Origin of the sequence: Paenibacillus sp. FSL R7-0198 (genome assembly GCF_038000415.1) — a bacterium.
Lineage (GTDB): Bacteria > Bacillota > Bacilli > Paenibacillales > Paenibacillaceae > Paenibacillus.
The window spans coordinates 5,918,582-5,942,550 of record NZ_JBBOCB010000001.1; the positions used below are offsets into that span (position 1 = coordinate 5,918,582).

The 23,969-nt window shown below is 45.6% G+C and carries 25 protein-coding genes and 1 other RNA gene; 12 read left to right on the forward strand and 14 right to left on the reverse strand.

Translation table 11 applies throughout. The features are described 5' to 3' along the window. Positions 1–100: 100 nt before the first annotated feature. From MKY87_RS25995 to MKY87_RS26010, 4 genes are all read right to left on the reverse strand, one after another. Positions 101–481: a LapA family protein gene (locus MKY87_RS25995; protein WP_133384233.1), complete on the reverse strand. Its 381-nt coding sequence runs from the start codon at positions 479–481 to the stop codon at positions 101–103. A 132-nt stretch (positions 482–613) separates the two neighbouring features. After that, on the reverse strand, positions 614–2,404 hold the full coding sequence (pepF, locus tag MKY87_RS26000; protein WP_340966795.1) for an oligoendopeptidase F: 1,791 nt from the start codon (positions 2,402–2,404) through the stop codon (positions 614–616). Between the two features lie 213 nt (positions 2,405–2,617). Continuing rightward, positions 2,618–2,803: a hypothetical protein gene (locus MKY87_RS26005; RefSeq protein ID WP_047842378.1), complete on the reverse strand. Its 186-nt coding sequence runs from the start codon at positions 2,801–2,803 to the stop codon at positions 2,618–2,620. 3 nt (positions 2,804–2,806) lie between these two features. Further along, positions 2,807–3,040 (reverse strand): hypothetical protein, encoded by a 234-nt coding sequence (locus tag MKY87_RS26010; RefSeq protein WP_017689395.1) that lies wholly within the window; start codon positions 3,038–3,040, stop codon positions 2,807–2,809. A gap of 162 nt (positions 3,041–3,202) precedes the next feature. Between MKY87_RS26010 and MKY87_RS26015 the strand changes: the two genes are divergently transcribed. Then, positions 3,203–3,400 carry a cold shock domain-containing protein gene (locus tag MKY87_RS26015; RefSeq protein WP_017689394.1) on the forward strand — a complete coding sequence of 66 codons (198 nt, stop codon included), beginning with the start codon at positions 3,203–3,205 and terminating at the stop codon, positions 3,398–3,400. A gap of 155 nt (positions 3,401–3,555) precedes the next feature. On the opposite strand, the gene MKY87_RS26020 is transcribed toward MKY87_RS26015, so the two are convergent. Then, entirely contained in the window at positions 3,556–4,728 is a 1,173-nt protein-coding gene (locus MKY87_RS26020; protein ID WP_338593582.1) for an MFS transporter, read from the reverse strand. A gap of 40 nt (positions 4,729–4,768) precedes the next feature. Further along, positions 4,769–6,109 carry a multi antimicrobial extrusion protein MatE gene (locus MKY87_RS26025; RefSeq protein WP_338593585.1) on the reverse strand — a complete coding sequence of 447 codons (1,341 nt, stop codon included), beginning with the start codon at positions 6,107–6,109 and terminating at the stop codon, positions 4,769–4,771. Positions 6,110–6,288: 179 nt separating this feature from the next. Here MKY87_RS26025 and MKY87_RS26030 point away from each other — a divergent pair, with 179 nt between their 5' ends. Both MKY87_RS26030 and pfkA read left to right on the forward strand, forming a co-directional pair. Continuing rightward, positions 6,289–7,368, forward strand: a complete 1,080-nt coding sequence (locus MKY87_RS26030; RefSeq protein WP_176872705.1) for a tetraprenyl-beta-curcumene synthase family protein — start codon at positions 6,289–6,291, stop codon at positions 7,366–7,368. A gap of 53 nt (positions 7,369–7,421) precedes the next feature. Continuing rightward, on the forward strand, positions 7,422–8,393 hold the full coding sequence (gene pfkA / locus MKY87_RS26035; protein ID WP_091032214.1) for a 6-phosphofructokinase: 972 nt from the start codon (positions 7,422–7,424) through the stop codon (positions 8,391–8,393). Between the two features lie 83 nt (positions 8,394–8,476). Here the strand turns inward: pfkA and MKY87_RS26040 are convergent, their stop codons facing one another. The 4 genes from MKY87_RS26040 to MKY87_RS26055 all read right to left on the reverse strand — a co-directional run bounded on the left by MKY87_RS26040 (position 8,477) and on the right by MKY87_RS26055 (position 12,563). Beyond that, a complete protein-coding gene (locus tag MKY87_RS26040; RefSeq protein ID WP_091035014.1) occupies positions 8,477–9,829 on the reverse strand; it encodes an MATE family efflux transporter in 1,353 nt (450 codons plus the stop codon). Between the two features lie 204 nt (positions 9,830–10,033). Next, on the reverse strand, positions 10,034–11,215 hold the full coding sequence (locus MKY87_RS26045) for a putative glycoside hydrolase (protein ID WP_133384236.1): 1,182 nt from the start codon (positions 11,213–11,215) through the stop codon (positions 10,034–10,036). Positions 11,216–11,378: 163 nt separating this feature from the next. After that, positions 11,379–11,567, reverse strand: coding sequence for a hypothetical protein (locus tag MKY87_RS26050; RefSeq protein WP_029880762.1), 189 nt, complete (start codon positions 11,565–11,567; stop codon positions 11,379–11,381). 174 nt (positions 11,568–11,741) lie between these two features. Beyond that, positions 11,742–12,563, reverse strand: coding sequence for a YitT family protein (locus MKY87_RS26055; protein ID WP_091017520.1), 822 nt, complete (start codon positions 12,561–12,563; stop codon positions 11,742–11,744). 305 nt (positions 12,564–12,868) lie between these two features. Here MKY87_RS26055 and MKY87_RS26060 point away from each other — a divergent pair, with 305 nt between their 5' ends. The 4 genes from MKY87_RS26060 (at position 12,869) to MKY87_RS26075 (ending at position 16,301) form a co-directional block, all read left to right on the forward strand. Next, on the forward strand, positions 12,869–14,464 hold the full coding sequence (locus MKY87_RS26060) for a DEAD/DEAH box helicase (protein WP_091017518.1): 1,596 nt from the start codon (positions 12,869–12,871) through the stop codon (positions 14,462–14,464). 207 nt (positions 14,465–14,671) lie between these two features. After that, a complete protein-coding gene (locus MKY87_RS26065) occupies positions 14,672–15,484 on the forward strand; it encodes a YesL family protein (protein WP_017689383.1) in 813 nt (270 codons plus the stop codon). A 51-nt stretch (positions 15,485–15,535) separates the two neighbouring features. Further along, positions 15,536–15,727: non-coding RNA, 6S RNA (gene ssrS, locus MKY87_RS26070), on the forward strand. Between the two features lie 181 nt (positions 15,728–15,908). Beyond that, the gene (locus MKY87_RS26075; protein ID WP_017689382.1) at positions 15,909–16,301 is read left to right on the forward strand and encodes a DUF1499 domain-containing protein; all 393 of its coding nucleotides are present in this window, start codon (positions 15,909–15,911) and stop codon (positions 16,299–16,301) included. Between the two features lie 73 nt (positions 16,302–16,374). On the opposite strand, the gene tpx is transcribed toward MKY87_RS26075, so the two are convergent. Then, positions 16,375–16,893 carry a thiol peroxidase gene (gene tpx, locus MKY87_RS26080; protein WP_036609653.1) on the reverse strand — a complete coding sequence of 173 codons (519 nt, stop codon included), beginning with the start codon at positions 16,891–16,893 and terminating at the stop codon, positions 16,375–16,377. 148 nt (positions 16,894–17,041) lie between these two features. Here tpx and MKY87_RS26085 point away from each other — a divergent pair, with 148 nt between their 5' ends. Together MKY87_RS26085 and MKY87_RS26090 are read left to right on the forward strand one after the other, a co-directional pair. Then, entirely contained in the window at positions 17,042–17,668 is a 627-nt protein-coding gene (locus MKY87_RS26085) for a rhomboid family intramembrane serine protease (protein WP_036609651.1), read from the forward strand. Between the two features lie 69 nt (positions 17,669–17,737). Then, complete coding sequence (locus MKY87_RS26090) at positions 17,738–18,649, forward strand: LysR family transcriptional regulator (RefSeq protein WP_036609648.1); 912 nt, start codon at positions 17,738–17,740, stop codon at positions 18,647–18,649. A gap of 43 nt (positions 18,650–18,692) precedes the next feature. On the opposite strand, the gene MKY87_RS26095 is transcribed toward MKY87_RS26090, so the two are convergent. Next, complete coding sequence (locus MKY87_RS26095) at positions 18,693–19,373, reverse strand: zinc metallopeptidase (protein ID WP_338593613.1); 681 nt, start codon at positions 19,371–19,373, stop codon at positions 18,693–18,695. A gap of 28 nt (positions 19,374–19,401) precedes the next feature. After that, positions 19,402–19,830: a MerR family transcriptional regulator gene (locus MKY87_RS26100; protein ID WP_017689377.1), complete on the reverse strand. Its 429-nt coding sequence runs from the start codon at positions 19,828–19,830 to the stop codon at positions 19,402–19,404. 352 nt (positions 19,831–20,182) lie between these two features. On the opposite strand from MKY87_RS26100, the gene MKY87_RS26105 reads away from it, so the two are divergent. The 3 genes from MKY87_RS26105 to MKY87_RS26115 are packed head-to-tail and all read left to right on the forward strand — an operon-like array spanning position 20,183 to position 23,444. After that, on the forward strand, positions 20,183–21,583 hold the full coding sequence (locus MKY87_RS26105; RefSeq protein WP_036609643.1) for an ammonium transporter: 1,401 nt from the start codon (positions 20,183–20,185) through the stop codon (positions 21,581–21,583). Between the two features lie 41 nt (positions 21,584–21,624). After that, entirely contained in the window at positions 21,625–22,710 is a 1,086-nt protein-coding gene (locus tag MKY87_RS26110) for a DUF294 nucleotidyltransferase-like domain-containing protein (protein WP_445669466.1), read from the forward strand. Then, positions 22,707–23,444 carry an exonuclease domain-containing protein gene (locus MKY87_RS26115; protein ID WP_340966797.1) on the forward strand — a complete coding sequence of 246 codons (738 nt, stop codon included), beginning with the start codon at positions 22,707–22,709 and terminating at the stop codon, positions 23,442–23,444. Before MKY87_RS26110 ends, MKY87_RS26115 begins: the two co-directional genes overlap by 4 nt. On the opposite strand, the gene MKY87_RS26120 is transcribed toward MKY87_RS26115, so the two are convergent. Further along, the gene (locus MKY87_RS26120) at positions 23,430–23,921 is read right to left on the reverse strand and encodes a Mov34/MPN/PAD-1 family protein (RefSeq protein ID WP_340966799.1); all 492 of its coding nucleotides are present in this window, start codon (positions 23,919–23,921) and stop codon (positions 23,430–23,432) included. The two genes, MKY87_RS26115 and MKY87_RS26120, sit on opposite strands and share 15 nt — an antisense overlap. Positions 23,922–23,969: the final 48 nt, after the last annotated feature.

A 23,969-nucleotide genomic window follows, 5' to 3' on the forward strand; every position in this document is an offset into this window, starting at 1 on the left:
CCTCGGATCGTGGGTATGGTGTGAAACAAAATACAGCCTGTCTGGGGGAGAGAATGTGATACTACCATTCCTGACTCGCCAGCAGGCTGTCTCTGATTGGTTACAGTGTTCCCGTAGGGTTTCCTTTGCGCTGACTCTGGATCGAATCTTTCTCCAATAGGCTGTTGGATTCATTTGAGTCAAGCGAATCCATCGTTTTGAAAGAATCGAGCGAAGAGTTGCTTGTCGCGGAACTTTCCAATTCAGATACACGCAATTTCAGTTGTTTATTTTCACGTTGCAGTCTGTATTGGCGATAAATTCCATATGACCCTACAATAATTCCACCGATCAGGGTACAGCCGAGAATGAGCAAGATCAGCGGGATTTGTACCGTGTTAAATAACAGGTTGACTTGTACGGAATCCACATTAATGACCGCAAAGATTCCCGTGAGCAGTGCAAAAACAAGACCTGCTATGAGTGCCCATTGCATTTTCATGGTGTTGCCTCCTTGTTGAACAATTGAGAACTAGATATGCATTACCCATATTCGGGTATGTTGCATCTTGCAATGATGATAAAATCCCCTGCCCGAACGGGCAAGGGATGCAGGTCACATGAAAAGACAACCTTATTTGGTTAGTTGCTCCATCTGTTCAATCAGTTCCTTGAAGACACTCATAGCTTCACGAATTGGCTGTGGTGTAGACATATCCACACCTGCTTTTTTCAGAATGTTGATGGAGTAATCACTGCCACCGCTCTTCAGGAAGCCAAGATATCGGTCAACAGCCGGTTGGCCCTCTTCCAGGATTTGCTTGGAAAAGCTTGTTGCTGCGGAAAAGCCTGTAGCATATTTGTAAACGTAGAAGCTGTTATAGAAGTGGGGAATACGAGCCCATTCCATTTCAATTTCTTTGTCAACAGCCATGCCTTCTCCGTGATATTTAACGTTCAGATCATAATAGATCTCGGATAACAATTGTGGTGTTAATGCGTCACCTAGTTCCGCACGTTCATGAATGATTTTCTCGAATTCAGCAAACATGGTCTGACGGAATACCGTTGTACGGAATTGGTCGGCATAGTAGGTTAACAGATACAATTTTTCCTTTGGATCTGTTGATTTGTTAAGCAGATAATCCATGAGCAACGCTTCGTTGGTTGTAGATGCAACCTCAGCCAGGAAGATGGTGTACTGGGCATCACGATACGGAAGTGTTGTATCCGAGTAATGTGAATGCAGAGCGTGACCCATTTCATGTGCAAGTGTGAACATACTGTTCAGGTTATCTTTGTGATTCAACAAGACATACGGGTGAGTGCCGTAAGCGCCCCAGGCATATGCGCCTGAACGTTTATTTTCATTCTCATATATATCGATCCAGCGATTATCATATCCAGTCTGCAATGCGTCAGCATAGTCCTTACCGAGAGGTTTCAGACCGTCTTTAACCGTTTGTTTCGCTTCCTCATAGGTAATATCCATTTTGTATTCGTCTACGAGTGGAGCGAACAGATCGTACATGTGCAATTGATCCACACCCAGCAACTTTTTGCGCAGGTCCATATAACGATGCAATAACGGAAGGCTCTCGTGAATGGTGTCTACCAGATTGGTATACACATCCGTTGGGATGTTATCTCCATATAGGGACATTTCCATCACGGAAGGGTACTTCCGAACATTAGCATAGAACATATTTTTGGTTACATTTGCATTCAGGGCAGCCGCAATTGTGTTCTTCTGTTTGGCATAGGTTTCGTATACTGCTTTGAAGGCACGTTCGCGAACTTCACGATTAGGGTTCTCCAGGAACTGAATGTAGCTGCCGTGAGTCAGTTCAACTTCGTTACCGTGTTCATCCTTGATTCGGGGGAACTTGAGGTCAGCGTTATTCAGCATGCTGAAGATTGTCTGTGGTGCTTGTGAAAGGTTGCCTACTTGTGCAAGCAAAGCCTCTTCTGCTTGGCTAAGAACGTGGGCTTTTTCGCGTTTCATCTCTTCCAGCGTAAATGTATAAGCAGAAAGTTTTTCGTTCGCAATAAATGCGTCCAACTGATCATCCGGCAGGGAAAGAATCTCCGGTGTGACAAAAGAAAGTGCTTCACCAACCCGTACGCCTAATTTCTGGGCTTTTTGGGACAGGTTTTGATATGTAGGATTCGCTGTGTCTTCATCTTGATGCATACGTGCGTACACAAAGAGGCGTTCTATTTTGAGGCTGATCTCATCTTCGAATTCGAAGCAAGATTTGAGTACATCAGGTTGATTTAATTTGCCTTGGAATTCGGAGGCCTTCTTGGTCAAAGACGATACTTCTTCATATTCCTGATCCCAGGCTTTCTGATCGGCAAATAAATCTTCCAGTTTCCAGCTATGTTCAGCCGGCACCTCGGAACGTTTCAATAATTGACTCATGGAAATCCTCCTTTGATGATCTGATGAATGTATGGACGAAGCTGCCTTCGTCTCGCTTGCCTGTGCGGAGAGAGACGAAGGAATCAGACTAAGTACCAGTATAACAGATAGCGATTTCTGGTATTTCAACGGCCTTCCTCCTTACGATACGAATAATCTCGTATAGTATGACCTTAGGCACGTTGAAATATTTGAATATCTGGGTCCCCGTGATTAGGTTCCCATGTTATACAGAAAATAAACGATCAGGAAAAAGGCGAAACAAATGAGCAGGGTAGCAATAAGCGCCATTCCCCGTCTTAATCGATCCGGGATGGAATTGCGTCCCAGAATAAGCACAATACCAAGGGAGAAGGCAAGGATAATAAAGATGACGACATTGCTTGAGTCAAGCTGCATGGGTTAGACCCCTTTGAAGGCAGCCATCAATTGACGCCATTCATCCTCACGGTTCTCAAAATCTGCTTTTGGAAAACGGCGTTCAGCCCAGTGCATTAATGCAGGACGGCTAAGGAATGTATGGCATTCTTCGCCCCATTCTTCCGAAATTTCTCGCAGTACGAGATATTTGCCTTGAACTTCTACGGTCATCATATTCCACTTGTCTGTTTTGTATATTTCATGTTTTTTTATCATAGGTAGTCTCCAAACTAACGGTTTTGGTAAAATGATACCGTACCCTACGATTCAAAGCAAATTTTTTCGACATTTATGGAAAGATAAATTGCAAAATGGAAGCCCATACAGTATAATAAGGGTATTCGCCATAGATGGCGATATTTTTAGGAGGTTTTTCATTTGAAAGGTACAGTTAAATGGTTTAACGCAGAAAAAGGCTATGGCTTTATTTCAGTTGAAGGCGGCGAGGACGTATTCGTACATTTCTCCGCAATCCAAGGAGATGGCTTCAAAACATTGGAAGAAGGTCAAGCGGTAGAATTCGAAATCACTGATGGAAACCGTGGTCCTCAAGCAGCTAACGTAAACAAACTGTAAGAATTTTTCCGGTCAACGGACTTCTTATATATGATAAATTTATAGCTGAATATTAAGAACCTAAGCACAGTCCCCCAAGGGAGGCTGTGCTTTTTTTGATTCTAAGATTTCTCAGTGTAAATAACGGTTGAATACGATGTATGTTCCCTGTGTGTTCAGGAGACACGATTGGTCATGCTGGACCATAACTTCAATCCGAAACCGATCAGTGCAGCCAGGGAGAAAGCCATAGCGGTGAGATAGAAGGTTTGTCTGCCTGCATGTTCCAGCAGCAGCCCGCCCAACGTTCCACTAAGAAGTCCCGAAGCACTGGACCAGACAATGGTGAACAAAGCCATACCCGTAGCTCTGTAACCGTCTGGAACTAGGCGAATGATATAGCGGACCGCCGTAACGTAGAAAATACCAAAGGTAACACTGTGCATCGTCTGAATCGCAACGACAGCTGCAGGTGTATCGGATATGGACATGAGAAGCAAACGAACCGTATACATCAGTGCAGCAAAAGCAATGAGCGGCAGCTCTTTATAACGGTTTCCATACTTGCTGAGCAGTAGAAATATGGGGATTTCACTTACGGAAGAGATCAGCAAAGACCAGCCGATCAGCCCCTCGCTGGCACCCAGATCTTTTAGCGTGATGGTAAGAAATGCTTCGTTCATGCGATGTCCCATGGCAAGCAAAAACACACAGCCAAAAAAGGTGAGCACATCTCTGCGTTTCAAAATAGCCCATAACCCCGATAGATCCATTTTGCTACTGCTTCCCGAAGGTTGATCCTTCAATTGAAAACTGATCAATAGTGTAGTGGCAGCAAGACCAACACAGACCCAAATCGTCCATGCTGGACCAAAAGATCCAAGGAAATACCCGATACTTAATGCAAAGAAGGCATAACCGATCGATCCGAAGACTCGAATGGAAGTGAAATTTCGGCCGTACTTGCTGGCGGTTGTAATAGCCATCGTATCGGAGAGTGGATAGACCGGATAATAGAAAAAGTAAAACAGGGTTACGAGTACAAATACCTGACCGAAAGTTGTCGCATTGGCGAGCATGACTCCTGTGATCAATTGGCCTCCAAGCAGAATGATCATCACTTTGCGTACCGTTTGGTAGCGGTCGCTGGCCATACTCCAGAACATATTGGAGAACACGGAGATGAGTGGGCCGATCCCGTAGAGATAACCAATCTCAGCCCGACTGAAGCCCAGATGACTGAAGTAAAGCTGGAAGTAGGATACCACCAGAACGGTGGAACCAAAGATGGTGAACATGAGAGCCCGCAGCCAGTTCTGATCCGGGCGGGCGTTGTGACTTAATTTCATGATGGGAGACTCCAATCCTGATAACAATTCAATGATTTTATTACCCCTTCAGGGATGTTGATTTACGGGCTTTCGGCACGGACATCGTAGGTTCTTTCTGTGTGCGCCGGATGACAAGCCAGACAATGATAAGTTCGGCGAGCAGGCCAAGGGATTGGGCTACAGCGCCAATCATACCGTTCCACGCAGGGAAAATACTAACCAGTATAAGCAGCACAATTACCGTGCAGATTGCATTCGCCGTTTGCGAACGAAACATCGTTTTTGTCTGACCGCGAAGCAGAATAAGGCCATTGCTGAAATCCAGAAAAGGGAAGATCAGCGGAAATAAGACGAACGCACGCAGTGTCCACAGACTTTGTTCCAACAGTTCGCCCTGAACGCTCATGACATTTTCGAGTACCCATGGTCCCAAGGGGGTATAGGCAATCGACACCATCATCGCAAACGGAATAAATCCGGTCACAAGTGCGAATTTCCGTACCAGTTTGGCGTCCACAAGGTAGAAATTCAGCACGATCTGATGGATGTATGTAAAGAAGCTTAGCATTAACTGCATCAGACTGCTTGCTATGGCAAAGGAAGAAATGGCCAGTGCGATCCCGGTCGTTTTGCCAAGTACGATGTTAATAACCGGTCCTATGAACAGTGCTACAAAGCTGGATAACAGCAGCGGCTTATAAAAGCGAAATACGTCTCCCTTGCTCTCGACGGGATGATCCTCAAGCTTGGCTGGCATCTTGCGTTTGATGCTGTTTCCCTCCAGAAAGCTGACCAGCGCTTCAATCATCATGCCAGCAGCAAAAATGATAGCGCCTACACGTCCACTGTCAATGCTGTCTGTATATATGAAGTAGAGGGATAGGCCGTACATGCCGGCTAAACGGAATACCATGCCGATTGTTAACCACTTGGTGCGGTTATTCGTAATGATGATCCCCTGATAGATGTTGCGGATCACTGAAAAGATACTCACATACATGAGAATTTCATATACGTCGATGACTTTGTTCAGCAGATCCGGACTTACACCAAACAAGTATTTGAACACCCCGGTACCAACGGGAGAGTATACGATGAGAAACCCAATGAGAAGCACACAGGCAAGAAATATTTTGGTCACAAACGTGAGGGCCTGAAAGGATAGGCGATCGCGAACCAGTGCGGAACAGGTTTGCCGCAGCAGGGTGGAGGGGCGTTCCGTGAGGGTTAACAAGCTACCGGCGATGGCATAGCTGGCAATAACCGTCTCGGGATGAGCGGAACGTGCTAATGTGCTGTTTATGATGACGTGAGAAATGGTGACGAGAGAGGCGGAAATGCCAAGTGGCACAAAAAAAGAAAATAACCGTCTCCACGAAAGTGATTCACTTGACGACATGTCAACGACTCCTTTGATGGATGAAATATGCCTAGTATATCACAAAGCATTGAACGCCGATGCGATTTTTTATGCGGAATATGCGGCAGATCATTTGTACAATTAAGGGGATCATATTATAATAGGAATGGTTAAAAATCGCTCTAATACGTATTCAACCAAGTGGAGGCACATTTATTTTGAGCCAATCAAATCGAAAACGTCATCAATATCCGCGTGGACCGCTGGCATTGATGAGAGGGGTGTACAAATACACCATTCCGGAAACACGGGAGGCACTGAATGGATGGCGTGCTCAAGCTGAGGCGATTCCGAATGAGGAATTGCGTACACAGGCACTTGCCAGTCTGAAGGATAAACAGTTTCACTGTGAAGGCGGAACCGTCTACGCATTAGCTGATTTGCCCAACAGACACATTCTGATTCCGCTGATCGTTTCATATCAAACTATTAGTGATTATTTGGACAATCTGTGCGACCGCAGCACGTCGATGGACCCGGATGACTTTCGTCTTCTCCATCAATCCATGCTTGATGCGGTAGATCCCGAAGCAATTCCCGTCAATTATTATGCCCTCCGTGAGGAGCAGGATGACGGTGGATATCTGCGGAATCTGGTGACCACATGTCAGGAACTGACCCGTCAGTTACCGGGCTATACGTCCGCCAAGCCCCAAATTCAGGATCTGGCAGGCCTATACACGGACCTGCAGGTATATAAGCATATCAAGCCGGAACTGAGAGAAACGGCACTGCTCGAATGGTGGTCGGAGCATCGGCATCGCACACCTCAGTTTCGTTGGAACGAATTTGCTGCTGCAACTGGCTCTACACTGGGCGTTTTCATGCTGTTTCTGGCTGCGAGTGACGATCAGTTGACTGAAGAGCAAGCGGCCTCGATCCACACGGCCTATTTCCCACATGTATGCGCATTGCACATTATGCTCGATTATTTAATTGATCAGGATGAGGACCGCATCGGGGGAGATCTCAACTTCTGCAACTATTATGAGAATGTAGAGACAATGCTGGACCGAATTGCTTTTATTGTGGAGATGGCACGCAGCGATGTGCAGAAGATTCCGGGAAGCTCCTTTCACCGGATGATCATCGAAGGACTGATTGCCATTTACCTGTCTGATCCCAAAGTCAGCGAACAACAGGAAGTTCGCGTTGTATCCAAACGTCTGCTGAAAAATAGTCCGATCACAAGAATATTTTTCTTCATTTTCAGTCGCTGGATACGGAAAAATATGTAAGTCAGGTGTGATATTGCGGAGCCTGAAGTGAAACTAGAGGAGGAAGAAACATCATGACAGCAGTAAAGAAAATCGCAGTATTAACGAGCGGTGGTGATTCACAGGGGATGAACGCGGCTGTTCGTGCGGTTGTTCGCAGCGGACTGTTTCACGGTCTCGAAGTATTTGGAGTTCAACGTGGATACCAGGGTCTTTTGAATAATGACATTTTCCCAATGGATTTGCGGAGTGTAGGGGATATCATCCAACGTGGGGGAACGGTTCTTCAATCGGCACGTTGCAAGGAGTTCTATACCGCTGAAGGTCAGCAAAAAGGTGCGGACATTCTGCGTGCGCGTGGCATTGACGGTCTGGTTGTTATCGGTGGGGATGGTTCCTACAACGGAGCGAATAAACTGAGCAAGCTGGGCATTAACACCATGGGTCTGCCAGGAACGATTGATAACGATGTTTCTTTCACCGACTATACCATCGGATTTGATACAGCTGTAAGCATAGTAGTTGATGCAGTAAACAAATTACGTGATACGATGTCTTCACACGAACGTTCTTCCATTGTTGAAGTTATGGGTCGCCACTGTGGAGATATCGCTCTGCATGCCGGACTTGCTTCCGGTGCTGAAACGATTCTTGTCCCAGAAGTTCCATTTGACATGGACGAAGTAGCAGATCGGATGAAAGCTAACTTTGCACATGGCAAACGTCACAGTATTATCATCGTTGCAGAAGGCGTAGGCAAAGGTGAGGATGTAGCAAAAGAACTGATGGAACGTTGCCCAACGTATGAGCCACGTGTAACCGTTCTGGGTCACATTCAGCGTGGGGGTACGCCAACACCTTTCGACCGTAACCTGGCAAGTCGTCTTGGCGACTTCGCTGTTCGTAGTCTGATCGCAGGCGAGACAGACAAAGGTTGTGGCATTATTAAGGGTGAACTTACCCTGACAGATATTGATAAAGTGGTTAACACAAAAAAAGATTTCGATATGGAAACGTACCAGCTCGCACAACGTTTGTCCCAATAATTCGATTCAAAAACAAAGAGCACAATCCCGCATTAACGTGGATTGTGCTCTTTTTGTTGTTTCACAGAGTGAGTATATTAATACTACGCCTTGCGGAGTACGGCTTGTTTTTGTACCAGGAAGAGTCTCCAGAGAAGCGCTGTTGCTCCCACAGCAAGGCCGGCAATGAGGCCGATCCAGTATCCGAAGGCACCGAGTGAAGTATACGTAGCAGTTAGATAACCTACAGGCAAGCCAATGATCCAATACGCTACGAACGTGATGATCAGTGCAGGATTAACATCTTTGTAGCCACGCAATGCTCCTTGGGTCGGTGTAGCAATCGCATCCGAGATCTGAAAGAAAATGGCGTAGATGAGGAAATGCTGCGTAAGTGCAATGACCTCTCGATCGTTTGAATACACGCCTGCAATCTGTTCGCCGAACACAATCAACACGATCGCTGTCAGCAGTGAGAGGCCGATGGCTCCACCAATTCCAAGCAGACTGTATTGTTTGGCATCTCTCAGACGTCCCGCACCTGCCTCATAGCCCACAAGGATCGTAAGAGCCATACATATGCTCACAGGCAACATGTAGAGCGTAGAAGCGAAATTCAGCGCCGCCTGGTGGGCAGCAATTGTTGTGGTATCGAAACGGCTCATCATTAAAGTCACAGCAGCGAAGATGGACGTTTCGAAAAAAGTCGCAAATCCGATGGGCACTCCAATCTTAAGTAACTCTTTCCATTTGGACAATGATACACGGGTCCATTGACGGAAAATGCCATACTGAGCGAAAGGTTCGACCCGATGGACAAAACAGAGACTAATAAGAAAGATCAGCCAGTATGTACATGCTGTAGCAACACCAGCACCAACACCGCCCAATTGTGGAAAGCCCCAGCGGCCGAATATCAGCAGATAATTTAGAAAGATGTTAACGGGCAGGGAAACCAACGTAATGAACATCGTAGTCCTTGTCTGGCCCAGCGCATCCATGAAGCTGCGCAGCACCGTATATCCGAAGAGCGGGATAATGCCAAAAGCAAGTGCGCACAAAAAATAGAAGGCAACTTGGGCAACTCGGGGTTCCAGAGGCATTCCGTTCAGTATAGGGCCAAGTAACAACGCCCCGGCTCCGATCACGACGAGACTGACAGCAATCCCGAGATACAACGCCTGTATGACGTTATACCCGATCTGATCATTACGTTTGGAACCCAGCAGATGGGAAACAACAGGCGTTATGCCAATTAGAATCCCGCTTAGTCCAGTTTGAACTGGCATCCATAGACTTGTACCAATTGCAACTCCTGCAAGGTCGGCCGGAGAAAACTTGCCTGACATATTGGTGTCGAAGAACGACATGGCAGAGAGGGCGATTTGAGTGGTGAAGATGGGCAAAAATATAATCAGGAATTGCTTCACTTTTTGGGAAAAACTAGTTGTGTTCATGTTCACTGGCAGTGCCTCGCTATTCTAAAGAGATGTCATCCAAGTGTCATATATGGACAGCTATTTATTGTAGAGGATTTTGTTCAATTTGAATAGGGACAGAAGCAGAGTAGGGGTGTACAGAGAAAAATGAACACCAAAAAACCCCGCTCCGCTTCAAGCAGAACGAGGTTGGATGAAATGAAAAGTATGAAAGAGTGCGGATTACTTATATTGTACACCTGATGTATAACGGTTGGACGCATTCCAGAGCAGATATTCATGCACATCCATGTCCTTCATCGCTCTAATCTGGTCTTCCACTTGTTTCTTGCCATACTTGATATAATGCCCACTGCCCAGCCAGCTTGCTGTGAAGTCCTGAATCCACGGACGAATGACGGGTTTGAGTTCTTTGGTAGGGTCTAGTTTCTTGTGTGTATCTTCCATTGAGCCCTTGATGGTTGTGTAAGGATCTTTGTCAGGGTCCTTGACCCCATACCAGCCAGTTGAATAGTGACTAGGGTATACCATCGGTGAGATCACGTCCACGTTTTCGGATATTTTAACAAAATCTTGTCCAATGCCTTCAGCCGCAGGTACAGAAGCGGCATAACCGAAAATATCAACTGAGACACGGACCCCTAGCGGGGCCAACTCCTTGCGTGCATATTGCACGAATTCAGCCACAACATCCACTCGTGACTTGTCGGATTTGGTATATTTCAGTACATCGGCTCGAGTTTCGAAACCTTCCGGGAAACGAACATAGTCAAATTGAATCTCTTTAAATCCAAGCTTGGCAGCTTCCTTGGCAATCTCAATGTTATAGTCCCATACTTCCTTGCTGTACGGATTCACAAAGCTGTCGCCTTTGCCATTAGCCCAGACAGATCCATCCTTGTTACGGAAGGAGAGCTCCGGATTTTTCTTGGCAAGAATCGTATCTTTGAATACAACGACACGTGCAATCGGGTAGACCTCATGTTTTTGCAATCGTTTCATCAAGGCATCGATATCCCGAATAAAAGGTTGGGATTTACCCATTTTCTGAAGCGCTTTGTTTTCTGTGGGGTAAGTTATGTATCCGAGATCGTCTTTGATATCAATGACCATGGCATTCAGTTCTGTGCTGTCTGTCAGTTCCAGCAATTCTTTCATACGTGCGCCGCCTGCGCTGTAGGCCGTTACATAAATACCTTTGACCACAGGTGCATCAGGTTGAGGATCAATTTTGGCAGGTGGGTTATCGGCATCGATAACAACCTGATCTTTTTGAGATTGAATAATTGCGGTGTTAAAACTGTTGGTTAACGATTGGAATTGAGGGTTTCCCTGGTCTGCCACTGCGGGGGCACCACCAAAGCTTCCAAAGGCCATAGCCAGTAAAGCCCAAAACATGTTCATTCATTTCCACTCCCTTATGTGTGCATTCCATGTATGAATTATACATTAAAGCCTCTGGGCTTTTAACCATATTAATCAAGTAATGAAACACATGGAAAAAATGAAAACCGCTTCCTGCTGAGGAAATCCCCTGCAAGAAGCGGCGTGATCAATCTGAAAAAAATTATTGAATGTAAATCTCATTTTGATGCTCACAAATACTGTACTGAATGATTTCCATTGCGTCTCCCTGTTCCAGGATGCCCAGCCCATCCCGGAGGACAATCAGTGAGTCGAGTTCATTCGGTTTCAAGAAAGGGAGCATTTCCGGGCACCATCTGTTGACAATCTCAAACAGTTTTACCGTTTCCATATCCACAATAATCACCCTTTCCTACTCGAATTCCAAAATGGTAAGTCATTCGGCGCGATTCGGGAAAGCATATGGCCTGTGAAATTGAAGGGTTGAACCTGCTATACAACATATTTAGGAGCCGTACACCGTTATTATACCACAATGTTGTGAATTGTTAACCGTACAGGTGTCTCAACTTCTGCGAAATGAACCCATAACACCAACCGTTTCCACAATGTTAACAAAAGCGTTTGGATCTGTATCCTTGATAATACGTTTAATTTCAACCAACTCGTAGCGGGTAGTTACGGTCATGAGCATGTCCTTTTCAATATCCGTGTATGCTCCCTGAGTCTTAATTTTGGTAACTCCACGAGGCCGAACAAGTAATTTTTTTAACATGGCTTCGGTTTCGTTTGTAATGATGTACAGTGTTACTTTGACGTGACTGATATGGATCAGATCAAGCACTTTGCCTGTGATATAGATGGATACCATGGAGGCCAAGGCTGTATTCCAATTGTCACTCAGGTATCCTGCAAGCATAATGATCGAACCGTTCATGCCGGCCATCACTGTACCAATCGGAAAGTCTCGTTTACGCGTGAAAATGGACCCAACAATGTCGAGTCCTCCTGTGGAGCCGCCAACTCGGAAGGAAACACCAGTACCCATTCCAATAAGCACACCGCCAAATACAGAACTAAGTAAAGGGTCTGTAGCCACAGCAAAAACAGGCAGAAGCGCAATGAACCAAGAAGTGGCTGCTACCGAAAGAATACTTAATGTAATGAAGCGTCGTCCAAGAATAAACCAACCTGCAATGAGCAGGGGAATGTTAAGAACAAAATACATTATACTAAGATTCAACGTTGTAAAATAACCCAGAAGCATTGAAATACCGGACACCCCGCCGCTTAAAAGCTGATGGGGGACCAAAAACCAGTTGAAGCCGCAGGCAATAGCTGCAGCACCCAAAATGATCACTAAAGAGTGCCAAATTATTTTGGGCAATTTAATCACCTCATTTATATTTAAAACCAGATTGCTGGTAATCTTGAATTGTTTTGTGATATAATAATTTGTGGATATTCTTGAGTAGGAAACTTTTCCTAAATGGAGCAATAAAATTTTGAAATGTTTCAAACACATGTATGTAGTTTTAGTCTTATGTTGGGGACCCATTCATGGAATTATATTCGTTAGTGAAAATAATCCGTCCCGTTGGGATACCCTATAAATATTAACGCTACTTAAGAATACAGACAACAAAGTGGATTGTCCACCATGTCCACCATATAAAAGGAGCATGAATAATTTTGACAAATTTAAACTTTACAGATTTCAATCTTGAACCACTGGTGCTGCAAGCCATCACTGAGCTCGGGTTTGAAGAAGCAACACCGATCCAATCCAAAGCGATTCCTTTGGCACTCGAAGGCAGAGATTTGATTGGTCAAGCTCAAACAGGTACGGGTAAAACAGCTGCATTCGGTATTCCGTTGATCAGCAAAATCACAAAAAGTGATGAGAAAATCCGCGCCCTTATTATGGCACCTACACGTGAACTTGCCATTCAAGTTGCTGAAGAAATTGAAAAACTCACTCGCTTCAAAGGTCTTCGCTCCCTGCCAATCTACGGCGGACAAGATATCGTGCGTCAAATCCGTGCACTGAAAAGAAAACCACAGATCATCATTGGTACACCTGGACGTCTCCTTGACCACATCAACCGCAAAACAATCAAACTAGATGATGTACAAACTGTTGTACTGGATGAAGCAGATGAAATGCTCGACATGGGTTTCATGGAGGATATCCAATCCATCCTGAAACAAGTTCCAGACGAGCGCCAAACCATGCTGTTCTCAGCAACAATGCCTCCTAACATTCAAAAATTGGCACAACAATTCTTGAACAATCCTGAACACATTTCTGTGATTCCGAAACATGTTAGTGCACCATTGATTGACCAATCCTATATCGAAGTACCTGAGCGTCAAAAATTCGAAGCATTGAGCCGTTTGTTGGATATGGAATCTCCTGAACTGGCGATCGTATTCGGACGTACAAAACGTCGTGTTGACGAATTGGCTGAAGCTTTGCAAAAACGTGGATATTCTGCAGACGGTCTTCATGGTGACCTGTCCCAGAATCAACGTGATGCGGTAATGCGTAAGTTCCGTGACGGCAGCATTGACGTTCTCGTTGCAACAGACGTGGCTGCACGTGGTCTCGACGTATCTGGCGTAACTCACGTTGTTAACTTTGACCTTCCGCAAGATCCGGAGAGCTATGTTCACCGTATCGGTCGTACAGGTCGTGCGGGTAAAGAGGGTGCTGCTTGGTCCTTCGTTACACCACGTGAGATTGATCACTTGCACTTCATCGAGCGTGTAACACGTCACCGTATTCCACGTAAACCACTGCCAACAATGGCAGAAGCGGTTGAAGGTAAACAACGTTTGACAGCAGAGCGCTTGCTGGAAATCGTACAATCAGGCGAACTGAACGAATACAAAGGTATTGCGATTCAAATGCTTGAGCAATATGATTCTGTTCAACTGTTGTCGGCTGCACTGAAGCTCCTGACAGGTGATAAGAAAGATGCTCAAGTTGATCTGACTCCTGAAGATCCAATTCGTGCAAAACGTCGTAAACCGGATGTTCGCTCTGGCGGACGTAAACCATCAGGTTACAGCGGTAACCGCACAAGTGGTAGCGGCGGCAGTGGTGGTGGTTACAACCGCGATCGCAACAGCAGTGGCGGCGGACGTGGCGGTTACAACCGTGATCGTAACAGCGGCAGCAGCACTGGCGGTGGAAGCAGAGAAGGTGGTTACAACCGTGACCGCAAACCGCGTCCAAGCAGTAACGAAGGACGTCGTCCAGCGAAAGATTCTTCTTTCGAGTAATATAAACGTATGATCTGAAAAATGGAGCGGGCAACTGCTCCATTTTTTTATTTTCAAAATTACTGCATCATTTTTTTCACTGCCAGAAGCGTTAGCTAAGGACAATGACGATCTCTTTTCGGGAAGTACTGGCTTTTCCTATCTATAATAAGGTATATTAATATTAGACTTCAGGTAATACGCAAGGCTGCAGAGGAGGAGAAATGTTTGGAATTTAAAGGAGCTATGGGTGGGATCTACCGGCTTACAGAGTGGATTACGAGACTGGCCGCAACCAATCTGTTGTGGGCTATTTGTTCGTCTCCGTTCTTGTTTTTCTTGATTATGAAACTGCTCGTGATGCAGCAGAACCTCGCAAACGAATCATTGCAAATGAACTGGGCTATAGCTATTGTGGCACCGCTTACACTGTTCCCGGCGACTTCGGCGCTGTTTACGGTTGTTCGTAAATGGAATATGGGCGATACGGATGTACCGATCTTCCGTACTTTCTTTGTAGGTTACAAGGAAAACTACAAGCAAAGTTTAATTGGGGGCATTTTTTACACACTGCTGTTCGCGATTATGTATCTGGATTATACAGTTTACATGACGCAGTTCCGCAACATGCAGCTCGTGGGAATCATTATGCTAGTACTGCTTCTCTTGTTATTTGTATCACTCTTTAACTTTTTCTCGATGGTTGTACACTATCATATGTCCATCGGACTCATTATCAAAAACGCGGTATTGCTTACGCTGATCAGACCATTCCGTGTATTTTCCACATTGCTGGGAAGTGGATTGCTGTTCTACATCGGTTTCCGTTATCCGGTCTTGTTCGTTTTCTTCATTATCAGCATCATTGCTTGGTTCGCTTTCTTTAACTTCTACGCAACCTTCAACAAGATGCAGGAGCAGATGGAGAAGATGCAACTCAAGAAGGAAGAAGAGGAAGCTGCTGCGCTGGCTGAACAATCAGCAGAGAATGGTGAAACATCTGAGCCATCAGACGACAAAAACATTACATTGCAAAAATAAAACATGATGGATCGCCATTTACTTTTTACACAGTTAGGGATATAATAATTGTACATCCTGCGATGTACGTTTCGGTTATTCGTTGTTTTGAACCAATGATGATGTCTTCGGGAGATCAACACAGAATGTTGCTGAAAAGCCCTGTCTATACGACATGGGGACTTCAAAAAGCATTTTTGCGGTCACCCACCTGCCAAGCAGGTTCATAAGACAATGTAGCCGGACGGCATAGGCGGGTTCCTAAATCTTATGTACAGCACCCTGACTTTTCCTCTTCAGAAGGAATTTCAGGGTGTTTTTAAGTTGTAATGAATGTTTTTGATTGGTTTTACGATAAATATGATGCTTGCCCTTTTGTTACTACTTGAACAATGTTACACTAAGATACATAAATGGAACGGTTACATTCAAAGGAGGAAGGGTCTTGACCTTAAAGAGAACGCTCGTCGGTATCATCCGCAGCATGGAGGGGACCAGCGATCGAGCCAAGGATCCCAAATTAAAAACACGGTATTATAACTTATCCAAAGACAGAGCCTGGGAAGAGGTCTCTTCGACACTCAAAAAGATTCCGGGTTATAAAGTGCTGCATGAAGTGCCTTCTGTTGGAGAAGTTATTCTGGAGAAGCGGACTACCTTTGGACGGACGATGGATATTACAGTTTCCATTATCTCGGTAAGTCCTGTTCGTAGTGCGGTGGATATGTATTCAGCTTCACGTGGTTCACTTGGAGACTTGGGTTCCAATTATCGCACGATTATGAACTTATTCTCTGTACTGGATAAGAAGCTAAGCAAGTATAAAGCAAATGATTGAAATAGATGATAAATAACAAAAAGCGAGTGAAGGTTAACCTTCCTCGCTTTTGTTCTGAACGTATGGTAACCCTCTACAGCAAAGCTTTTACAGCAGCGATCGCTTGTTCGAAGTTAGGGGAGTCTGTCATTTCAGGCAAATACTCCACATATGTAATCCGGTCTTCGGCATCCAAAACAAAAATGGAGCGCATGTCGAGTTGGAATTCTTTGATCAGAACGCCGTAGTCTTCACCGAAAGAACGTGTTTTGTAGTCTGACAATGTAACTACGCGGTCAACACCAGCTGCTCCACACCAACGTGCTTGAGCGAACGGAAGGTCAACGCTTACTGTCAAGACAACAACGTTGTCTCCGAGTTCTCCAGCTTCCACGTTGAAACGACGAGTTTGCGCATCGCATACGCCAGTATCCAGGGAAGGAACAACGCTGATTAATTTGATTTTGCCTGCGAAGTCCTTCAGGGAAGCATCCTCAACCAGGTTTTTGCTCAGGGTAAAATCAGGTGCTTGATCGCCCACTTTCAGTTCGGGTCCGATCAATGTAATAGGGTTGCCTTTAAATGTGGCTGCGCCTGTACGTTCTTGTGTCATAATAATGTTCCTCCTTATAAATTGGTGATCCGTGCCAAAATCCATTATAATCTTTTATGAAAGGCATTGTCCAATTCGGACATGTACCATTACGATGGATCAGAGATGTAAGTCCGATCTGAACAGGGTGGAGTGAAAGAAGAAATTTATGATATTTATTCGCTATGAGAACTGGAAAGGTTATTTGAAGTATTTCCCTTTGACGTCGCTTTTTTTAATTGCCAATGTAGTCATGTTTATTGTGTTAACGGTGAACGGTGGATCAACGAACAATATGGTGCTGCTGAAATTTGGGGCACTCACGAATCATGAACTGTTCGCACATGAATGGTGGCGTTACATTACATCCATGTTCCTGCATGCGGGCTTCAGTCATTTATTGTTTAACAGTTTTGCGTTAATCGTATTTGCACCACCGATGGAGCGGTTGCTCGGGTCGGTAAGGTATGGTGTATTGTACCTGGGTGGCGGTGTATTGGGTAATATTCTTGCTGTTGCGTGGTACAACTCGGTTGGGAGTATTACCATCTCGGTAGGGGCTTCAGGAGCGATCTATGCCGTATATGGTGCATTCCTGTATGTAGCACTGTTCCAGCGAACGATGATGGACGAGGCTTCGCGCAAAACGATGTACACATTGCTTTTGTTCGGAATCATATTCTCCTTCGCCATGTCAGGCATCAATTGGATGGCACACCTCGGCGGATTGTTGGGTGGATTCTTTATATACGGACTGTTGATCAGATTGTGGAAACCTCGCAGCTTAAAGCGGTAGTCAGAACGTTCTCAAGATGGAATGCAATCAAGGATAAGTAGGGTATAACAGATTGGAGCGATCAGGCGAGTGGAATTAAGACAGTTGCATTACTTTTTGAAAGTGGCACAGAAGGAACATGTAACACAGGCTGCTGAAGAGTTGCATGTGGCACAGTCGGCGGTGAGTCGTCAGATTCATCAGCTGGAAGAAGAACTGGGCGTGGATCTTTTTATGCAAAAGGGGCGAAATCTGCAGTTGACTGCAGTGGGGCAGCTTTTTTGCAAACGAATTGAAGGCATATTAAAAGATTTGGACAAGGCAGTTGGGGAGGTTCATGAGTTTCTGGACCCGGAGCATGGAGAGATTCGAATTGGATTTCCACATAGCCTGGGGATTCATCTCATTCCTTCCGTGGTGGCTGCTTTCCGTCAGCGCTACCCCAACGTGAAATTCAGATTCAAGCAGGGGATGTTCCCTACACTGATTCGTGATGTGTTATCCGGAGAGGTAGACTTGGCATTTATTTCTCCTTTTCCAGAGAAGCATGATCAAGTAGATGGTGATATTGTACTCACGGAAGAATTACATGCCATCCTTCCTCCTAATCACCCGTTAGCTGGTGAAGAGACAATTGCACTTGAACAGCTCAAGGATGATAAATTTGTATTATTTAGCAAAGGTTATTCTCTTCGTCCTATTGTGTGGCATGCCTGTCTGGAAGCTGGTTTTACACCTAAGATCGCTTTTGAAGGGGAAGAGACCGACACCATCCGCGGATTGGTCGCTGCGGGCATGGGGGTCAGTCTGCTGCCTGAGATGGCGTTATTCCAGACGAATCCGTTGCAACCGGCACATGTGGCTATCTCCCATCCAAAAGTAACGCGAACTATCGGGTTAATTCATCGTGCGCATGATAAACTGCCGCTGGTTGCTCAGTCCTTTCGTTCATTCTTGCTTGATTATTTCGGTTTACAACAAAACAATACCCCATCCGATTAACGGTGGGGTATTGTTTTTTGTTTTTGTTGTATTAAGTATCCAATTAATCGCGGCTGTTGAAGATTCCGATGTAACGAATCAACTCAAGCAGTGAAATCAACGCTGCAGCAACGTAAGTCAAGGCTGCGGCATTCAGAACTTTTGCAACACCTTTTTCTTCTTCATTACGGATGTACCCTTCGGATACCATAATCTCTCTGGCACGATTACTTGCATTGAACTCAACCGGTAAAGTGATGAGTTGGAATGCTACAGTTACGGAGAAGAAGATGATACCGATACCTACAAGGTTCATGGCATTGAAGAGAAATCCTGCAATCAACAGGAATGGAGCTAATCCGGATGCAAAGTTCACAATTGGGAAGATCCGGTGACGCAGTGCCAGCATCGGGTAACTTTCTTTATGCTGAATGGCGTGGCCAACTTCGTGACACGCTACCGAAACAGCTGAGATTGAGTTTTCGTAATATACTGGTTCTGATAAACGTACAACCCGATTGATCGGATCATAGTGATCAGAGAGCGTGCCGCGTACAGGTTCAATTGGAACATCGTGCAGGCCGTTAGCATCAAGCATCTGGCGAGCGGCATCGTAACCAGTCATTCCGTTCTGGTTCGGTACCTCCGACCAACGTCTAAACGTACCTTTAACGCGAAATTGCGCCCATAAAGAGAGCAAAAAGGCGATAATGATCAATACGAACATACCGTTATTAAAACTCATATTCATTCCTCCGCTTTCTAAAAATAAGCTACATCATGGTGTTCTCAAGCAAGATTTTTAGTGCCTCCATTGTACCGGCACTTTTGGTGAGGAGTCCTGCCATCATTTTACGTGCTTGTACAGGTTTCATCTCTCCAAGTAGCGGTTTGAGTTCGTTAACCTCTCGCTCAAGTTGTTGTACATGAAGCTCCAATGTTGTCAGTTTGCTGGCAACTTGTTCTTCTGTACTAACCAGACGCCACTTCTCAAGAGATTGCTTAATCTCGTCGAGACTATACTTCTCTTGTTTCATCTGTACAATACGTTCAAGCCTCGTTAAAGTTTCATTACTATAGAGACGATAATTTTTTTGTGTACGTTCTTCGGGAGCGATTAGTCCAAGCTTTGTGTAATAATCAATCGTCCGTTCACTAACACCAGCGGTCTTGGCAAGTTCGCCAATCCGAAAAAGTTTCATATCCCCAATGATATTCACCTCGCTTGCAAGTTCAAATGTAGGGAATTGTAGTTTCCACTTGTGAATTTCTAGACTACGCCCAATTTTTCTTACTAATAAGTATGATACATGATCTTTAACCGTACAGTCAAACGTTATGCTTTGGCAATCAGCATACTGCATTTCTATATCTATGTACTCATAGAATGTGATTATGTACTTAAGTGCAAGAAAAAGACGTATGACTTTATTCCCAGAAATAATTTTCAGTTTTGATGAAATTACTCTTGTCAACTTTCCTCTCTTCTGCTTATAATGACATTAAGAGTTTCACGTTATGTGAAGAAACTTAACATAAGAGGGAGTGGGGTATATGAGAAAGAAATGGTTGGTTTCCATGTTAGTAATGCTTACTTTGTTCGCTTTTCCGGTCAGCGCATTTGCGGCTGCGGAGGGTCCGACTAACATTGAACTTCAAAGTGGTTTGAACTCAGCCTTTACGTTTCTGGCTGTTGTACTGGTGTTCTTGATGCAAGGGGGATTTGCTTTACTTGAAGCGGGTTCAACACGAATGAAGAATGCAGGACACATTGCGGGTAAGACCATCCTGACATTGGGGATTTCAGTAATTGCCTTCTGGGCTTTGGGTTTCGGTCTTGGTTTCGGTAATGGTAACAGCTTCTTTGGAACAACAGGATTCTTCCTGAGTGGTGACAAGATGGCTGCTTCCTTCGAATCACTGGCTTTCTCCGATGTTCCACTGACTATTAAATTCGTATTCCACCTCGCCTTTGCGGCGGTATCTCTGGCCATTGCCTGCGGTGGTATGGCTGAACGTGCAAAGATGAGCGTATATATTGTTTTCGGTACTCTTTATACCATTATCATGTATCCGGTTGTTGCTCACTGGGTATGGGGCGGCGGCTGGTTGGCTGAGCTGGGTATGCAAGACTTTGCAGGATCGACGGTTGTTCACTTGACTGGTGCGACTGCAGCATTGGTAGCGACCATCTTGTTGAAACCACGTATTGGTAAATATAACAAAGACGGCAAACCTAACATCATTCCAGGTCATAACCAAGTGTATTCCGTACTCGGGGTTATTATCCTCTGGATCGGTTGGTTCGGATTCAACCCAGGTAGTACATTATCTGCCATGGGGGATGGATTCTTCGGTTATGTTGCATTAACTACTAACGTAGCTGCTGCAGCCGGTGGTGTTGCTGCGCTGTTGATCTCATGGGCAGTACTTGGTAAGTCTGATATTCCTAGCATGTTAAACGGTGTGCTTGCGGCACTCGTTGCAATTACAGGAGCATGTGCATTCGTTGAACCTTGGGCAGCGCTGGTTATCGGTGCTCTGGCGGGTATCATCACATTCTTCACAGCACAGTACTTCGATCGTAAAGGAATTGACGATCCAATCTACGCTTTCTCCGTGCATGGTATTGCGGGTATGTGGGGTGCGATCTCCACGGGCTTGTTCGCTACTCCTGAACTTGCCGAGAATGCTGGTGTAGGTCAAGCGGGTCTGTTCTATGGCGGTGGATTCCACCAATTGGGCGTACAGCTTCTCGGTCTGGCAGGTGCTTTTGCCTTCGTACTGGTAATGTCCTTCATTATTCTGGGCGGAATGAAAGCAATCATGGGCATCCGTGTTACTGAAGAAGAAGAAACAATGGGTCTGGATATCAGTGAGCATGGTACTTACGGATACCCTGAACAAATGAAAAATGTAGATTCTAAATCCAATGGTGGTACGTTCAGCTCCTGAGGTGAATGATGCTGAATCATGCTTCAAGGAGGCTGGACATGATGGAACCCATCTCGTATACAAACTATTCCTGGTCTTATCAGGGAATCGATGGTGCGGTGTCTTCTCAAGAACTGCGTCAGGCACGTGTGATATTACAGAACGAGCTCCAGGAATTGTTGTCCGCTTCCTTGTCGCCGATCGAGTGGTACCAAACGGTAAATGAACTGCATGACCGGATTGCACGGAAAGCAGTAGAGTTATGCATTCAGGGGATGGTTGAGGAAGGCTTCGGCCAACCTCCCGTCCCCTATGCCTTTATCGTATTTGGCAGTTCCGGCAGGGAAGAAGCAACGTTATGGAGTGATCAGGATAATGGCATGATCATTAGCGATACTCCGCATGAAGGTAAAGAGGAATATTTTGCTCAGCTCGGACAGCGAATGACGGATATGTTGGAAGGGCTTGGTTACGCCAAGTGCGAAGGCAAAGTCATGTGTTCAGAGCCATTGTGGAGAAAAACGTTGGCGTCATGGAAGCAACAATTAGCAGAGTGGAGCTCGGACCTGAATTGGGAGCCTGTTCGTAATCTGATTATTGCTTCAGACATGCGTTTTGTTGCAGGTGAGCAAAGTCTGGCAGAGGAATGGATCACGAGTTTTTATGAACAGTTCAGACTGGTTCCTGAACTTTCGGATGCAGTTCTTCGCAATACGGTTAAACATAAAGCTACATTGAATGTACTTGGACGTGTGGTCACAGAACGATTTGGTGAACATGCAGGTGGATTTGATGTCAAGTATGGTTTGTACATTCCGCTGGTGAATAGTGCCCGTTATTTGGCTTTGCAACATGGGATCAAGGAGTCATCTACGTTAAAAAGAATGGAGAGACTGACAACACTTGAAGCTGTTCCGTTTACATTACTGGATGCATGCCAGCGGGCGTTCATAGCCGCTCTAAAGTTTCGGAGAAGTACACCGGTTGTCATCCAAGGGGATTTGCAACATAGCAGTGGATTCCTGGATGAGAAACAGATGAAACAAAAGCAGATTCATTATGAGCTCAGGGATACGCTCGGGTTGGTACGACGAGTGCATCGTGCTTTGCAAAGACAGTTGCGTTTTGCAGAAAGGAGACGTCCATGAGAGAGCCGGCAAGGGGCAATACAGGATTCTGGAATTCGCTGCGTCAGGGAGGGGTTCCTTCCGCCATCGCTTCCATTATGGGAGCCCCTACGGCGCAACACATGGCGTTTATCCGCTCTATGATGAGAGAACAGCGCAGACCTGAGGTTCTGCATACGCCTCTAAATGAGCTGGACGCAGTTGTATTTGATCTGGAAACGACGGGTTTTTCGCCCCAGCATGGGGATGAGATTATCTCATTTGGTGCGGTCCGTATACATGGTGGTGCGGTACTGGAAGGGGAGCAGTTCTATACGGTGGTGCAGTCCAAGACTGCGGTTCCGGAACATATTACTGAACTTACAGGTATTACGCAGGAGATGACGCTGGACGCACCAACTTTGCTGGAAGGGCTGCATGATTTCATGTCTTTTGTAGGTGGAAATGTTCTGATTGCACACGCAAGTGCGCATGACCGTGCTTTTCTGAATGCAGCTCTGTGGCGGACTTCAAAGGTAAGACTGACACATCGTTTAATTGATACGATGATGTTGGCCCGCTGGCTTGAACCGAGCAGGCCGGGGTATGGTCTGGATGAATTGCTGGAATCCAGAGGCATCCCGATCTATGGGCGTCACCATGCACTGGAAGATTCCAAAATGACTGCACAGTTATGGTCCTGTTATCTGGAGGACATGATGCGTAAAAATGTGGAGACCTTGGGTGATTTGTATACCCAGCTAAGTCACGCATAACGGAACGGGAAGCAGATTGTATGAAGGCACAACGCGGTGTGCCTGATCCTGCGATTCCTTCGAGGGTTCAATCAGATAACCGTTCAGATGCATATGAGATCGCGACCCACTTGTTAGGTCGGGTGAGCCGATGAGGTACATCTGAAGCAAACCGGCAAAGGCCGGAAGAGCTTGCAAGTCCTCTAAGGAAGGAAAAGGCCTGGTCTGCGGATGAGAATGGAAGATACCAATGAGCTTAGGCTCGGAGAATACGCACCGAATCCATTCGGCATCATCCAGAGTAAAATGGTGCAGCGGGTCAGGTGCTACGTTACGAATGGGCTGAAACCGACTGATTCGTATACCGCCCGCTGCGGTTTCACCCAGCATAACCCCGCAGGCTTCTTGCGGCAGCGAAATGAACATGTGCTTTGACATCTCTTGCTCTACGGAAGAAGGGATGTAGAAGACGTTTTGCTGCCCGTGAAGTGCTGCCATTTGTATTCACCCCTCTCTCTTTGGCTCCTGCTTAGGCAGGAGTCCTTT